General features: G+C 43.9%; 19 protein-coding genes. 9 read left to right on the forward strand and 10 right to left on the reverse strand.

All coding sequences use genetic code 11. From position 1 onward, the window contains the following. Positions 1-37 precede the first annotated feature (37 nt). From Q8W40_RS10760 to Q8W40_RS10770, 3 genes are all read right to left on the reverse strand, one after another. Positions 38-475, reverse strand: a complete 438-nt coding sequence (locus Q8W40_RS10760; RefSeq protein WP_305397142.1) for a YtoQ family protein — start codon at positions 473-475, stop codon at positions 38-40. 9 nt (positions 476-484) lie between these two features. After that, a complete protein-coding gene (locus Q8W40_RS10765) occupies positions 485-1,624 on the reverse strand; it encodes a DUF418 domain-containing protein (protein WP_305397143.1) in 1,140 nt (379 codons plus the stop codon). A 213-nt stretch (positions 1,625-1,837) separates the two neighbouring features. Beyond that, positions 1,838-2,320, reverse strand: coding sequence for a GNAT family N-acetyltransferase (locus tag Q8W40_RS10770; RefSeq protein WP_305397144.1), 483 nt, complete (start codon positions 2,318-2,320; stop codon positions 1,838-1,840). A 235-nt stretch (positions 2,321-2,555) separates the two neighbouring features. Between Q8W40_RS10770 and Q8W40_RS10775 the strand changes: the two genes are divergently transcribed. The 3 genes from Q8W40_RS10775 (at position 2,556) to Q8W40_RS10785 (ending at position 7,037) form a co-directional block, all read left to right on the forward strand. Further along, the gene (locus tag Q8W40_RS10775) at positions 2,556-4,403 is read left to right on the forward strand and encodes a M3 family metallopeptidase (protein WP_305397145.1); all 1,848 of its coding nucleotides are present in this window, start codon (positions 2,556-2,558) and stop codon (positions 4,401-4,403) included. A gap of 217 nt (positions 4,404-4,620) precedes the next feature. Further along, positions 4,621-5,430 (forward strand): glycerophosphodiester phosphodiesterase, encoded by an 810-nt coding sequence (locus Q8W40_RS10780; protein ID WP_305397146.1) that lies wholly within the window; start codon positions 4,621-4,623, stop codon positions 5,428-5,430. Continuing rightward, the gene (locus Q8W40_RS10785; RefSeq protein ID WP_305397147.1) at positions 5,427-7,037 is read left to right on the forward strand and encodes a sulfatase-like hydrolase/transferase; all 1,611 of its coding nucleotides are present in this window, start codon (positions 5,427-5,429) and stop codon (positions 7,035-7,037) included. The genes Q8W40_RS10780 and Q8W40_RS10785 overlap by 4 nt, the downstream gene beginning before the upstream one ends. A 34-nt stretch (positions 7,038-7,071) precedes the next feature. Here Q8W40_RS10785 and Q8W40_RS10790 read toward each other — a convergent pair whose 3' ends face one another. From Q8W40_RS10790 to Q8W40_RS10800, 3 genes are read right to left on the reverse strand one after another with little or no spacing between them, the layout of a single operon-like run. Further along, positions 7,072-7,455: a RidA family protein gene (locus Q8W40_RS10790; protein ID WP_305397148.1), complete on the reverse strand. Its 384-nt coding sequence runs from the start codon at positions 7,453-7,455 to the stop codon at positions 7,072-7,074. Then, positions 7,448-7,687, reverse strand: coding sequence for a DUF2798 domain-containing protein (locus Q8W40_RS10795; RefSeq protein WP_305397149.1), 240 nt, complete (start codon positions 7,685-7,687; stop codon positions 7,448-7,450). The genes Q8W40_RS10790 and Q8W40_RS10795 overlap by 8 nt, the downstream gene beginning before the upstream one ends. A 10-nt stretch (positions 7,688-7,697) precedes the next feature. Then, positions 7,698-7,988 carry a putative quinol monooxygenase gene (locus Q8W40_RS10800; RefSeq protein ID WP_305397150.1) on the reverse strand — a complete coding sequence of 97 codons (291 nt, stop codon included), beginning with the start codon at positions 7,986-7,988 and terminating at the stop codon, positions 7,698-7,700. Between the two features lie 99 nt (positions 7,989-8,087). On the opposite strand from Q8W40_RS10800, the gene Q8W40_RS10805 reads away from it, so the two are divergent. The 3 genes from Q8W40_RS10805 to Q8W40_RS10815 all read left to right on the forward strand — a co-directional run bounded on the left by Q8W40_RS10805 (position 8,088) and on the right by Q8W40_RS10815 (position 10,605). After that, entirely contained in the window at positions 8,088-8,987 is a 900-nt protein-coding gene (locus Q8W40_RS10805; RefSeq protein WP_305397151.1) for a LysR family transcriptional regulator, read from the forward strand. Positions 8,988-9,088: 101 nt separating this feature from the next. Next, positions 9,089-9,859, forward strand: a complete 771-nt coding sequence (locus Q8W40_RS10810) for a class II glutamine amidotransferase (RefSeq protein ID WP_305397152.1) — start codon at positions 9,089-9,091, stop codon at positions 9,857-9,859. Positions 9,860-9,942: 83 nt separating this feature from the next. Continuing rightward, entirely contained in the window at positions 9,943-10,605 is a 663-nt protein-coding gene (locus Q8W40_RS10815) for a hypothetical protein (RefSeq protein ID WP_305397153.1), read from the forward strand. A gap of 31 nt (positions 10,606-10,636) precedes the next feature. Here the strand turns inward: Q8W40_RS10815 and Q8W40_RS10820 are convergent, their stop codons facing one another. The 4 genes from Q8W40_RS10820 to Q8W40_RS10835 form a co-directional block, all read right to left on the reverse strand. Then, on the reverse strand, positions 10,637-11,953 hold the full coding sequence (locus Q8W40_RS10820) for an alpha/beta fold hydrolase (RefSeq protein ID WP_305397154.1): 1,317 nt from the start codon (positions 11,951-11,953) through the stop codon (positions 10,637-10,639). A gap of 56 nt (positions 11,954-12,009) precedes the next feature. Next, positions 12,010-12,438: an MAPEG family protein gene (locus Q8W40_RS10825; RefSeq protein WP_305397155.1), complete on the reverse strand. Its 429-nt coding sequence runs from the start codon at positions 12,436-12,438 to the stop codon at positions 12,010-12,012. Between the two features lie 244 nt (positions 12,439-12,682). After that, positions 12,683-12,994, reverse strand: coding sequence for a hypothetical protein (locus Q8W40_RS10830; protein ID WP_126608456.1), 312 nt, complete (start codon positions 12,992-12,994; stop codon positions 12,683-12,685). Next, positions 12,991-13,290, reverse strand: a complete 300-nt coding sequence (locus Q8W40_RS10835) for a hypothetical protein (RefSeq protein ID WP_305397156.1) — start codon at positions 13,288-13,290, stop codon at positions 12,991-12,993. Before Q8W40_RS10835 ends, Q8W40_RS10830 begins: the two co-directional genes overlap by 4 nt. A gap of 180 nt (positions 13,291-13,470) precedes the next feature. Here Q8W40_RS10835 and Q8W40_RS10840 point away from each other — a divergent pair, with 180 nt between their 5' ends. The 3 genes from Q8W40_RS10840 to Q8W40_RS10850 all read left to right on the forward strand — a co-directional run bounded on the left by Q8W40_RS10840 (position 13,471) and on the right by Q8W40_RS10850 (position 14,719). Continuing rightward, complete coding sequence (locus Q8W40_RS10840) at positions 13,471-13,875, forward strand: DUF1801 domain-containing protein (RefSeq protein WP_305397157.1); 405 nt, start codon at positions 13,471-13,473, stop codon at positions 13,873-13,875. 47 nt (positions 13,876-13,922) lie between these two features. Next, positions 13,923-14,186, forward strand: coding sequence for a hypothetical protein (locus tag Q8W40_RS10845; RefSeq protein WP_305397158.1), 264 nt, complete (start codon positions 13,923-13,925; stop codon positions 14,184-14,186). Positions 14,187-14,323: 137 nt separating this feature from the next. Beyond that, on the forward strand, positions 14,324-14,719 hold the full coding sequence (locus Q8W40_RS10850; RefSeq protein WP_305397159.1) for a DUF3224 domain-containing protein: 396 nt from the start codon (positions 14,324-14,326) through the stop codon (positions 14,717-14,719). Positions 14,720-14,796: the final 77 nt, after the last annotated feature.

Genomic DNA, 14,796 nt, shown 5'->3' on the forward strand with positions numbered 1-14,796 from the left:
ATCCTGTGCTCCGTTTTTTTTTACTTGGGTATAGCCATTACGTGAGAAGGTACTTAAGTATTTCGACTACTTGGCTTGGTGACGTTGCCCAAGCTTGTGCAGAGGCGTCGACTTCTTTGAGTGGGTGAATCAGTCCTTCATCATGCAATGTAATGTAGGGTTTCCCCAATGCAGCGCAGTAGCCTGCATCAAACGCTGCATTCCACTGACGATACTGTTCACCGAAGCGAATCACCGCCAAATCACACTTTTCAATGGCGTTCTTAGTACGAATGGCATTCACCTTTGCCGACTTATGATCACGCCAGAAGCCTTTGTCTTCTTGTCCTAACACATCGCCAGCAGCATCGCTTGATTCATGGTGAGTTACAGCGGAAGAGAAAGTGATCTCCAGCCCCGCTTCACGACATTGCTCGATGATTTGGTCTCGCCAATCGGTATGTATTTCACCTGAAAGATAAACGTTAAAACTCATGATTCTTCCTTAATGTGCAGGTATTAACTGCTTTTTTATTTGGCTTCGAGTGTACGCTTTTCTCCAGATGTATTCCAAAGGACCTTGTTTAAAGACCTTCAAATACAGGTGGGCGACCACAATTTGCACAACAGTGTACGCCAGTGCAATAAGGATGTAATCCAATCTGGTGGCGGTTAAATGGAACTCAGGGAACGTCCAGCGCAGCAGTACAGCCATGACAATGGACTGCGATATATACAGGCTGAAAGCTAGCTTACCTGGTGCAGCAAATAACTGAATAACAGCATTTCGGTTAGCCACGAGTTTGACGATCGCGTGAGCATAGATAAGTGCAACAAAAATTGCAGAGACACTGGCGACAATCGCCCCAAGTTCAGCCGTCTGATTTGGAAGGTACAGGCGTAGAGCCAAGTCTAGCGCCGTAAAGGCGATACCCCCAAGTGCGACCAAGCGGAACGTTTTTTTGTCGAAACCTTTGGAGAAAAAACCGACTCGAAATAAGAAAGCACCGAGCATCATCAAGCCAGCGACCTGCCAAAATATCCAAAGAGGAGACGTTAATACAATAACGAATGCCACCCCGCCCTGAATGAGCATCTGTATGCCATAAGAACTGAACCATAAGTCATACACTTCCATGAACTCTGGTGTTCCTTGAATCAGCGGTGGCTCTTCAAAGAAAAGAAATGCGAAGGCGATACTGAGGTTTAGTACTCCGCCGATGATCAAATATCGGTAAGATTTCTTAAGAAGCTTTTTGAGTGGAAGATCTAGCGATTTAAGCACGAACAGCGCCGATATTCCGTAAAGCATCAACACATCACCACCAAATATGAAAAGACCGTGTAATAAACCAAAGAGTATCAGCCATTTCATTCTTGGTTTAATGGCATCCTTTGGTGGCACTTTTTTCTTTTTGTATGAACGATATTGAATCGCTAAACCAACACCAAATAGCAGGCAGAACAAGGTTCGAAAGCGACCATCAAAAAATGCGCTACTGAACAAATTTATGAAGGTGTCACTGATGGGAGGAAATTCAGGAGAAACGTATCCGGTGGCAAATAAGCCGTGGTAATAGATGTTCATGAATAGGATCCCTAAAATGGAGATCCCTCGTAATATATCGATGGATTGAATGCGCACGTTAATATCCTTACTGACTAGTCTACCCAAGCATCTTGAGGTTACTTGGGTGTAGCATACTTCTCTGAGCAATCCGCCGCTCAAACCACAGAGGGAATGAAAAACGGTTTTACTTAGACAATCTGTTTTGCTTAGGGTTAAAACGTAGCAAGTGAAAGGTTAATACACCCTAAAGTGAGCAAAGCGATGTTGCTTAGTGTTTGAATCTAAATTCTAGGATTCAGCAAGATCCAGTAAGGCTTTCCCTGTTAATCGGTAGCCTATCCACTCATTTTGAGGTTTTGCTCCAAGGGATTCATAGAAGTCTATTGCCGGTTGATTCCAGTCCAGAACATTCCATTCAAACCGCCCGCAATCTTTTGCGACAGCAATTTGTGCTAAATGTTTAAGAATGTATTTTCCCGCTCCGGTACCGCGTGCATCAGGTGTGACATACAGATCTTCTAGGTACAAACCGTATTTCCCTACCCAAGTGGAGTAGTTAAAAAAGTACACGGCAAAACCAACCGCTTTGCCATCAAGTTCACAGATGAGAGCGTGGGTAGTGGAATCCGATCCAAAAATGGTTTCTCGAATGCTTTGTTCGGTTGCCTGAACTTCATGCTCTGCCTTTTCATAGCACGCAAGCTCACGAATAAATTGAACGATAAGAGTGGAATCTTCAGCAACAGCATTGCGAATGGAGAATTGAGTCATTTTTAAATCCCTTTACTATTGAACATTTAATCCTCAATGATTATCAATGGAGTTGCACAAGGAAGATTTCAAGTGATGTTCATGAAATAAAAATATTATTATTCAATATGTTATGTTGTTATATCTGGTGTTTTTATTTGAGGCTTTCTTAAAATACTCGTCTAGCTCACTATTTTAGCCGTGCTCTCCGTGCGATAATTCTGCGCAAATAAATACAACGGATTGAAGGAACAACATGTCGGCAACTGCATATCTAAACGACTTGAATCAACGTTATCTGGCTATTCACCGCACTAAAGAAGACTTTTTCTGGGAAACTTACATGGGCATCAGCGATGACCATGAAGGTTCCTCTAAAGCGCAAACCGAGTGGACTCAATTCTTAAGCCAAGCTTCACAAATTAGCGAAATCAATCAGCAGCTAGACGCTGCCGAAAACATCAGCGACGCAAAAGAAAAACAAAGCGCAATGGCGGGTCTTAAAGGCTGGCTGGATATGTTTAAAGCCCACGCGATTGAAGGCGAAAAGAGTCAGCAACTTAAAGCGGACTTGATTAAATTTGAGTTCGATTTGTTTGAGCGCAACCAAAATCACGCACTGACCTATGTTGATGAACATGGCGACTCGGTAGAAGGCTCATTGCCTGTGGTTGGTGCGGCGGTTCGCGCGAATGAAAACGAAGACGTGCGACAGTCGGCTCATTCTGCTTTTCTGGATTTAGAGCAATGGTTACTCAACAATGGCTTTATTGAGTTGGTCAAGCGCCGTAATGAGTTTGCTCGTTCCCTTGGGTACAAGACCTTTTTTGATTACTCCATCCTAAAAATGGAGAAAATGACCACGCAAGAGCTGTTCAGTATTTTGGACGATTTTGAAGCTCGCACACGTGAAGCTCATCTCAACAGCTTGAAAAATCTGGCGGCTGAGAAAGGGGAAGGTGCGTTGGCGGGACACAATTTCATCTACTCATTTGCGGGTGATGCAATGCGTGATCTAGACCCGTATGTTCCGTTCTCCAAGTCGTTGCGCCGTTGGGTGGAATCCTTTGGTCGTTTGAATATTGAATATTCAGACGCAGAGCTGACGCTGGATTTACTGGATAGAAAAGGCAAGTACCCGAATGGCTTCTGTCATGGACCGGTTCCTTCTTTTTATGACCAAGGTAAATGGATTCCAGCACAGGTTAACTTCACCAGCAACGCCAAGCCAGATCAAGTCGGCAGTGGCTACGATGGTATTAACACCCTGTTCCATGAAGGGGGGCACGCCGCTCATTTCGCCAATGTGAAGTTGAACGCGCCGTGTTTTTCACAGGAATTTGCGCCTACTTCCATGGCGTATGCCGAAACTCAATCCATGTTCTGTGACAGCTTGTTGACGGATGCGGATTGGCTTAAGCAGTACGCGCTGGATAACGACGGTAACCCTGTCCCAGATGAACTCATCAAGACGATGATTGATAGCCGACAGCCTTTTAAAGCGTATGAAGAACGCAGCATTCTTGTTGTGCCTTATTTTGAAAGAGCGCTTTATGAGTTGAGCGATGAAGAGCTGACGCCTGAAAACATCACTCAGTTGGCTCGTGACTGTGAAAAGAACATTCTTGGACTAGAGTGTAGCCCGCGTCCACTGCTTGCGATTCCTCACTTGTTGTCGGATGAGTCAGCGTGTGCTTACCAGGGTTACCTATTGGCTCACATGGCCGTGTACCAGACGCGAGCATACTTCACGGAAAAATTCGGCTATTTAACCGATAACCCAGAAATTGGTCCGCTCCTAGCCAAGCATTACTGGCACGGTGGCAACAGCACGTCTCATAACGACACCATTGTAAGCTTGACAGGTGAAGGCTTTAACGCGAAATACCTAGCTGATGTGTGTAACTTATCGGTGGATGAAGCGTGGCAAGAAGAGCAAGAAAAAATCAAAGGATTAGTAACGCGTGATCGCGCTAGCGTGTCTTCTTTGCAAGCGACAATCAAAGTGGTCGATGGCGATAAAGAGCTTGCGTCTAATACAAACTCCGATGAAGACATGTGCGATGCTTTTGAAGCGTATATTGTCAAAAATTACGGTCGCTAATTTCCACGATACTCAACTCTGACAGTTGGTATAAAAAATCGGAAAGAAACACAAAGAGCCAGTTTTTACTGGCTCTTTTTCTATCTCAATGTTCTTTCAAATGACTTATCCCGAGTTCAGGTTACTTGGGTATGTTTCCTGCAGTATTCGTGAGTAAAGAGTGTGTTCGAGCGCTTTTTCTTATTTTGAGTATCATTATGAATGCAGGGGTAAGGCGATGCCAAAGGTATGGCGAGGGTTGAAAGCAATTATTCTGTCTTTTGTGCTACTAGGCGGTCTATTCCTTACATTCCAGTTGCTGTTTTTCTACAAGGCGAGCAACCAAGCTGCTTGGCTGTTTTGTACAGAAGTATGGGCGCATCGAGGCCTCACAAAAGACGCCGCCGACAATACACTGGAATCGTTCAGTGCAGCCTTAAAGGCTGGCGCTAAGGGGATAGAAGTGGATGTTTTTTATGATATCAAGACGGATCAATTTCATGTAAGGCATGATCCCAAACCAAGCCTTGATGAAGGGAAAGAACTGACACTCGCACAGGTATTTTCAGCCTTTGGTTCTTCCACTCAGTACTGGCTGGATTTCAAGAATTTGGTCGATTTAGATAATCAATCACGGCAATTTGCGTTGCAACATCTTATCGAAATTTCAGAAAACGTGATTGAACGTAAGTACATACTCGTGGAATCAGTAAACGATCACGCATTACGAACCTTCACGGAGAACGGCTTTAATACCAGTTACTGGGTAGCGCTGGGAAGTGAGTTGAGTCATTGGCATTACGCACTGTATGCCACCAAAATCAAAATCAAATATTTGCTCGGTTGGTTTACGAACGTTTCAACCGACGTCGACAATTACTCCGATCGGTTTCAGTATCATTTTCCCGAAATCCCCACTCTGCTTTTCACCGTCAATGAACCTCAAAAGATTGCAGAACTTGTACAACCTAATATCAAGGTGGTGTTGACCGATTCAGCGATTTACTCGCAGTTTGCATCTTGTCACCAGAATGGAGGTAAGCAATGAGAACATCAGCGCTAATGAAAAATGTGTGGTTTCAGAATGGGCTACTTTTTGCTGGGTGCCTTTTCATTGCTCTGGCAACCAATAGCGACAAGTTACTCAGCTTAACCATCAAAACAATGATTCACGTCGTCTTTCAAACCATGTTGATCTTTGGGCTTTTATGCTTATTGAATAACCAGCGGTTTATTAAGTGGGGGTTGGCGGTGTTTTTAGGCGTTATTTTCTTTGTTCATTTCGCCTATCAGGCTCCGCTTTCTATGGGGGTTATTTTCAGCGTATTGAGTGCGCCACTAAATGAATCCACCAGTTTTTTGGTTCGGCACGGTTGGGAACTCGCTTTTGCTCTTTTGGTTGTGTTAGTTGTAGGTAAGCGTGTCACCATCCCGAAACCGCTCATTTGGAAACCTAGCCTATTGTTGGGGGTAGGGTATCTCATCATCCCTTTCGCATTGCAGTTGCCAAAAGCGTATTCCAATGACGAATTTGCGGATTACATAAACAAAGGAACGGCACGTGGCTATTCAAATACGTATTCTTCCGTTGAATATACGTTTCATAAGCTATCGTTGCGGTTTCCTGCTATTCAAAGCGTTATCGCTATAGCGGATACTTATCACTTAATGAACATTCAGTCTGATCAAACCATGACGTGGAGCGAAATCGAGCGAAAACCCAATGCGCCAGATTTGTTGGTGATTGGCATAGGGGAATCACTGCGAGCGGGAAACATGAGTCTGTATGGTTATGAAAGAGAGACAACACCTTACTTAGATAAAATGCGCGATAAGTTAACGGTGTTTCGTTATCCCTATGCGGCTGGGAGCAACACGTGGGGCTCAGTACCCGCGATGTTGACAAAAACGGAAGGTATTCCAAATATGTCTCAGTCTGTCATTCTGTTGGCTAACGCGGCGGAGTACGAGACGTACTGGCTATCTAATCACGCTCAATTTGGGCAATGGGATTTTTCAATCTCAACACTAGCGCAGCAGACCGATCATCAGTATTTTTCCTCGCAAGCGGATGGGGGGACGATGCATGATGAAATACTGGTTGATCAGTTAGCAAAGGTACTCGCTGAACCGTCCAAGAAAAAAGTCATTTTCTTGCATTTCTATGGTTCACACATGAACTTTTCTGATCGCTACCCCAAGACGTTCGAGACATTTCGATCGAATAATCGACGTTTGGATGAATACGACAACAGTGTGGTATACAGCGATTATCTGCAGGCACAGGTGTTGGAATTGGTTGAAGAAGCGGGTGGGCAGTATGCCTTTTTTTCGGACCATGGTTTAGGTTCGCCAAATGGGCCGCTTGCTCTCAGACACGATGTGAGAACGCCGCCCGATATAGAATCACTTTACGTGCCTTTCTTTTTCACGGGCGATGTAGAACGTGATTACCCGAGCGATCAGCCATTTTCAATGTTTTACTTTGAGTGTTTCTTTTCAGATTGGGCTGGAATTAAGGCATCGGAGCTCTCTGAACAATATTGTTCAGAGAGTTTGAACCGAGACTCGGTGACCTATCTGGATGCGAACATGGCGTTGGATAGCCACGCTAAATCGGCGTTGCGGAAAAAAATGCTGGTTACGCAGTATTAAAAGGTTGCCTACCGCTTAAAAGGCTGTCTATCGCTTAAATGGCTATCGTTGCTTCTACCTCAACGTTCAGATCTGGGTGAAACAACCCTGCCACTATAACTAGTGAACTTGCAGGGAGCTGACCGCCATAAACGTCCGCTAGTGTTTCACGTGCGAGAGGTAAATCCTTTAAGTCAGTAATAAAGATCGTAACTTTGATCAAGCTATCCAAACTCGATTGGTGTTGTTCAGCAATGATGGAAAGCTGCCGGAAAATATCCTTCAGCTGGAGCCCAACATTTCCAGTTTGCGCTGCACTGCCAAACGCGGTGAATCCTGAGGTGTAAAGGGTTTGGTTATGCTCAATGGCATGGACATAAGGGCCGACAGCATCCCCTAGCTTTGGATAATGATGGCGAATAAGCTTTGAGTTAGGCATTTTGTCCTCCTTTACTGAACGGATGGTTGGATAGCTTTTGAGTCAGTGATTGAATCCTAGGACCCAGTGCAATTGATATGGCAGCGGCGGCAGGCCAAGCCAAAAGAAACGCGGTTCTCCATGAGGTAAGAAATTGTTCTTGAAACCCTAGGTTGAGCCACGTTACCCAAAACGTCATCATGCTCGATAACACCAAGGACATCAGCAAACCAAAAATAATTCGATGTTTCATCTTTGCCTCCTTACTTCGACAACGAGTAAAGCTTTTCGATGTAATCAACCTGAGTGAGGTTCTTTTCTAAAAAGGCTTTTGTATGGGGTTGCTCGAAATGATTTTTTAAATCCTCTTCGCTGTCCCAGCGCTCCCATAAGGTGAACTTGTTTGTTTCATCTTTATGTTCCAGAAGCTCAAAATGCTGACAGCCGGGCTCATTGATAGTGGCAGCCACAAGCTTACGTGCTTCTTCTAAAACATACTCTCTTGGTGCATCACTGGAAAGTGATAGCCCTGCACTTATGCATAGTGTTTTCATGCTTTTCCCTTACTGGTTTGAATACCAATAAAAGAGTAGATAATTCCATAAAAGATGAATATGGTTAAAAAATGAATCACCAATTCCAAAAATGAAATCATGCTTGATGATATTGCTTTGTTTATTCACATTGTTAGAGCACAAGGGCTTGTGGGCGCTTCTAAAGTTTTGAACATTCCTCCAGCTACCGTGACGCGTCGGCTTAAAAAATTGGAGGAGCATGTAGGCTGCCAGCTGATTCATCGATCCGCACGTCAGTTTCGGTTAACGGCGGAAGGTGACGTGTATTACCAGTCCTTTTCAGATTTAGTCTCTGAATTTGAGGTGAAAACACGAGGGTTGAGCCATGAACTTGAATCAATGAATGGTTCATTAACCGTATTGGCTCCAACCAATATTTCGATAGGTTTTATTCAACCTATGTGGACGGAGTTTGCTAAAAAATACCCAGATATCCTGTTGGATCTGAAGCTGAACAACGACAACAAAGACATTATCGAAGAACAAGCCGACATTGCCTTGCGTGCTGGTCCTCAAAAAGATTCGAGACTCTATCAGGTTAAATCTGGAACGGTCTCAACATTGCTGGTGGCGTCACCGAGTTACTTAGCCGAAAGCGCACCGCTTAATGATCTCGACGATCTCTATCATCATCGCTGCATTACAGTGGCTCATTTACCCGTCTGGAAGTTTAAAAACAAAAGGACGGGGGAATTGGCGACTATCCGCCAAAACTCGTCTTTAAAGGTGGACGACATTAATCTTGCCAGCCAGTTTGCTCGTGATGGGCTTGGGCTGGCTTTGTTGCCTGTAACTGAAGTGCATCATCTCCTACGTAGTGGTGAGCTGTGTACGCCACTGGCTGATTGGCTAGGACCACAGCGCGATTTGTATTTGATATGGCCAAGCGGACGATTATTGGGAGCAAAAGCCCGAGCATTTAAAGAGCACGCACAGCAATACATTGGACATGCTCTTACCTCATTAATGCGATTTTAAGTAGGTTTTGCTACTTCGTTTAAAGACAGTAGATACTGATATCTACTAAGATGTTTATGAGGAGAATAATTTAACTTACCAAGTTCGATCTAGGAGTAAACATGTGCCGCTGGCTAGCTTATCAAGGAAAAGAAACGTACCTGTCTGACTTAATCTTTGCACCAGAATATTCGTTGGTACAGCAAAGTATGAGTGCAAGGAAATCCATTACTGCAATTAATGCGGATGGATTTGGTGTCGGCTGGTATGGCGTAAAAGATGACCCTGGTTTGTACCGAGAAGTACTGCCAGCTTGGAGTGATTGCAATTTAAAAAGCTTGTCGGAACACATCCTATCCCCACTGTTTTTTGCTCATGTTCGTGCTTCAACTGGTACACAAACGGCACGTACTAACTGCCATCCATTTCGATATAAAAACTGGCTATTCATGCACAACGGTCAAATTGGTGGTTACACTGAACTGCGTTGGCACATTGAGCGCTTAATCCCTAAATCTCTTTATGGATGTAGGCAAGGGCAGACGGACAGTGAATTACTATTTTTGCTGTTGATTGCAAATGGGTTGATGGAAGGTGAGCCCAGTGCCGCAATAGAAAAAACCTTGGTGCTAATAGAGTCACTGATGCTAGACGAAAAAATAGAGGAACCGCTTCGGATCAGCGCGAGTTGGTCGGATGGTGAGACGATTTGGGCGTTTCGGTATGCTTCGGATGATCACGCGCCAACACTCTTTTATAAGATGATGGAAAATGGCATTGTGGTTGCTTCTGAGCCATTAGATAGCGAGCGCCAAGCTTGGTATTCGGTCGATCAAGCTCGCTTAATGACAGTGCATAAACAAAAAGTGGAAATTAAAGAGTTAAATCATTAAATGTGCGCAGCATTTCAGGGTAAAATGTCGGCCAGTATAGAGTGCCCACTGGCGCTTAGTATTTGTCAATTCTGGGTACCTTCATGTCGAAAAAATTATTGCCGATCCCTTTGGTTCTTCTGATCCCTATTGTGCTTTTGGTCGTTGTTATTATTGCTGCTGTTTATCGGTTTAGCCTAACGGATGAAGAAATCTATGCAAAGCGAGGTGTAACCGTAAAAACGGAGCAAGCTGACGAAACCGATACAGTGATGCACAAGTTGTTTGCGCTTAAAGATGCACAGCCTTGGTTGGTGAGTGTGCCTGAAAGCTTGTCTAAAGCGCACTTAAGCCAAGTGATTGGTGAACTTGAAAATTCGAGAGCTAAAGGTTTTTACTCGGTTGATGGGCAACGTGGTGAAGTCGTATTAAACTTTTTTAAAATTACCCCGTTGAACTATGGTAATCCATCAGAAGCGATGACATTTGTCGCGCCCTACGCCGTAACGACCCAAGGTACGGGCGTTTTCCACTATTTGGGTTTATTCCGGTTGAAGCACAACGAAAAAGTGGTTGAGCAATTGGATTATATCTTCATTGCGGATCGGGCGCAGAACGTCGATGTCGCGACGGATGAACCATTTGACGTGAGTGAATCCGTTGTGGTTCGTTATCTCGCTCATTCCTCTTCACAGCCACTCTCTGAAACACCGAGTGAACAGGTCGAAAAACTCATCAAAGTGAAACCGACACGGTTCATCAAATAAAGAAAACCTCCCAGCCGGGAGGTTTTTCATTTTAGCTACTCGAAGTTGCTGAAGTAGCCGGAGGTAAGTTGGCGATTGCGTCGGTCATTTCAATCAGCTTATCGAGAATGCGTTCACCATCAACGCCGATACCGTTGTGCTCGTATTCGTTGGTGATCCACGCTTTGCTGTTTGGAATGCCAGCCAGAGTCTCTCGGCTGTAATCCATTTCGACGTACATGTCGTCTGCGTACACAGCGCATGCGACGGGTACAGAATTACTCGCCAGTTTTTCTACATCGTACAGGCTGCCCCAGCTTGTTTTCTCTGCCAACAAATCTGCGGCTTGTTTGAGTGGCTGTAAACCTTGGAATTGGTCGAACATCCATGGGTACACCATTTCACCGGTAAACAAGAATGGTTTGCCGATGTTGTAGTGGAATTCAGGGTATTCATCTCTCACACGGTGTGCTGACCAAGAAGAGGCTTCATTTTGGTTGTAGATAGATTCATGCAACAAAGCGTAAATCGGGTTAGTGTGGTAAATCTGTTCTTGAAGCATGGCATTCAAAAAGCCAAAGCTCAGTGTTTCTTCACCATTTACCGTGACAAAGGCATTTTCCAGTAAGTAATACATTGGCGTGTTAGCACCACTTCGGCCAAGGTTGGCGCCAATTAACTGGAATTGTTCTACTGAGAATTTCTGACCATTTGGCAAGGTCACATCATTGTTTAGAATGAAGTCTGCGATTTTCTGGCATTGAGCCTGCGCTGCTGGGAACTGCGCAAAAAATGCGTTGTTTTTATCTGTCACACGCTTGTATGTTGCTCGATAAACATCGTCAGCGTGGCGAACGAGTGAAGGAACGCCACCCGTTATTAAAGAACGTTCTAGTTTTTCTGGAAACATAGACAGATAGGTCAGAGAGCAGAAACCACCAAAACTTTGTCCAATAATACTCCAGCGCTCAACACCAAATTGCTCACGAATCGCTTCAGCATCACGAACGATGTTGTCTGCTCTGAAATGGCTTAGATATTGTGCTTGCTGATCTGGACTTTGACCTTCTAAGGTTTGAAACGTAATGACGCTGCTATTGCCAGTGCCGCGTTGGTCTAGCAGTAAAACACGAAATTGCTGAAGTGCGCGCTTCACCCAACCTGAACTGCCATCCACCCTTGGTGAGGCAAAGCCAGGACCGCCTTGAAAATACACCAACCACGGCAGTGATTCGCTGTCTTTATTGATGTCGACCAGTTCTCTGGCAAAAACGGAAATAGTGTCGCCATTGGGCTGTTGATAGTCCAATGGCAACTCAAAGGTGTGAGGACGAAAACGGACTTGTCCTTCAATAAATTCTGATCGCACTTTCTTCTCCTTCCATATGAAAGCAAGCAGAGAGTAGCAAAATTTATACGCGCTTGTTAGAAGCCGTTCAATGCTAATGCGATGAACAATCCTAGATTTGCAATAAAACCAATCATATAGAAATAACTGCGTGGGCTAGGGTTACGTTCTGTTGCAATTACGTAGTACAGCACCATGTGAATCAGGCGCGCGATGGCGTAAATCCAAACGAAAACTGCCAGTGTTGTTGAAGACATACCAGCGAAAATTCCCAAAATTGCAGGGAGAACAAATACAGCAACGTTATCGAGCGAGTTTTGATGGGTGCGATGGCTTCGAAATACAAAAGATTCGTGGCTCAGTTGGCTGTCTACAATTCCAGGGACATAGTGTGATTGTTTGCGGTGAGCAACAGAAGCAACAATGGCTTGAACTAATACAGTGAATAGAATCAACCACAAGCCCCATAGTGTGAAAGAGTACTGGGAAAAAAGTTCAGCAAACATAAAATCCTCGATATTTTGAATTTAGGCGGTATTTTGAATTTAGATTGTGCGCAATGTTTATTTTGTAAGCATATTAATTGTGCTCAACTAAAAAGTAAATAGATTGTACGCAATTTAAATTGGTATCCTTCCAGTATTACGAATAAACAATCGATGCCGTTCACTAGGGCGGTGTGATCTTCCGAAGAATAGTACAAAAAAAGCCGCTACAAGAGCGGCTAAGAAAGAAATGAATAAGAGGGAGTTATTTGCAGAGTTTTTCTGACATGGTGTGCATGTAGACTTCTCTGTCTTCGTTGTTGTTCGCTACTTTGATCGCATCATTGATTTGATCGTTAGTGAAACCGAAACGCTGTCCAACACTGAATACCATTGCTGGGCTGTCGTTATAAACGTGCATGTACATTTCATCTAACGCGGTTTCGCATTTGTTTTCTTCTGCAAATGGGATACCTGCAATGCTGTCCATTGTAGGAATAATAGAGTCTTCTGGATTCGTTGATACACAACCAGACATTGCAGAAGCGACAAGTAGAACGGAAAAGAACTTTTTCATGACGTAATATCCTCAAAATGAAATGTGTTGTTCCTCTTTGTGCCGCGTTCCTTGAGCACTAGAACATCTTTAGAAAATGAAAATGCCAGCTTGTGCGAGCAATAATCATAAACGTGCGAGACCAGATCTTCTTTGTGATGAATGATGGTTTGCGCAATGCCCATAATCGCCTGCATTTCACTTGCGCTGGTACAACCTACGGTGAGATCTTGCTGAATCAACTCTGAGCGTTGCAGATGGCTTTCTGTATCAAGCGCGCCGTTTTCAGAAGTGTAATTCGAAAATGTTGATGACATAAATAACCTAAAATTTCATCACAATGCGATAAATATCACATATCTTAGTCATTGATGGCGCGCATGCTAACACGCTGAAATATTAAACAGTGTAAGCGTTTGTAAGGAGATAAGAGCAGCCCACTTTAGGTTAGCTTAAGGTAAAGTTTGTGAACATGATGCCGGACGTAGGAGAACGTAATGAATCAGGATGTGAGTAAAGTTTTTGAACATTACCCCGAAGCCATTCGAGAGCGACTTATGCAGGTAAGAGTTTTGTTGTACGAGGTGGCAGCAGAGGAAAACTTAGGGGAGATAGAAGAAACCCTGAAATGGGGAGAGCCAAGTTATTTATCACGACATGGCAGTACTATAAGGCTAGGTTGGAAACAGAGCGAACCAGAGCTTTATTGTGTTTACTTTCATTGCCAAACCAAACTGGTTGAAACATTTAGAGAGCTATATGGTGATGAAATGACTTATCAGGGCAATCGCGCCATTGAATTTCACATAGATAAGCCACTCGCAGAACACCCACTGAAGCATTGCTTATACCTTGCACTAAATTACCATAAACTCAAAAACAAACCTTTGTTAGGAGCCTGATAGCCCCATGAATAATGTTTTAATGGCTGCGGCTATTATGAGCTTCTTTGCGGCGTTCTTACATGGCTGCATTGTCGGCAGCTGGATTTATCATCCCATTACCCCTAACGAAATGGGTGTTGATTGGGATTACAACGGTTTATTTAGCCCGAGGCATTTTTGGCATTGTTGCGATTAACATGGTGCATCACCCGTATTTTATTGAGCTACGTGAACAACAAACCTTTATGTGGGTGAGTTCACTTATCTGCACGGTGGTTGGGTTAACGCACGCTGTAGGTCTTTATCAAGCATGGTCGAAGCTTAATTAATTCGGATAGAAAAACGGTGAGCTGTCCTATTTTTAAGAATTGGCTTCTTTTTTAGATATTTCTTATAGATGCACTCGCCAGCGAAAAGAGGCAAGGATAAATTGGATTGGAAATACCCTAGTGACAAGGAGTGTTATATGAAATCTTTTTCCGGTGAATTCCATATTACAGCATGGGACGAAAGCACCTATGTACAACGTGAAGGTGGATTCAAGCAATCGCTCGCAACCGTAACCCAAAATTATCGAGGTGGCATTGAAGGTGGCGGTGAAGTTCAATACCTCATGTGCCATCAAACTGCTGATCATGCTGTGTTTGTAGGTTATGAAATTATTACCGGAACCATTGATGGTAAAGCGGGTTGCATGGTGGTTCAACACAACGGGAAGTTTGAAAAAGGCGTGGCCAGCAGCCAAATGGTTGTTGTGCGCGACTCTGGCACCGGTGAGCTAAAAGGGGTAGAAGGTAACGGGCACTTTCATGCGGAAGAGTCTGGAAAAGCCTTGTATCAATTTACTCTAAAATTTAATTAACCCCATTATTTATATGGTTCGTTATCGCTAGTCATTCCCCCTGCCTTTTTCTTCATACTGGCTTTTTCGCAGTGCTT

Origin of the sequence: Vibrio penaeicida (assembly GCF_030689305.1) — a bacterium.
In the GTDB taxonomy this organism is placed as follows: domain Bacteria; phylum Pseudomonadota; class Gammaproteobacteria; order Enterobacterales; family Vibrionaceae; genus Vibrio; species Vibrio penaeicida_B.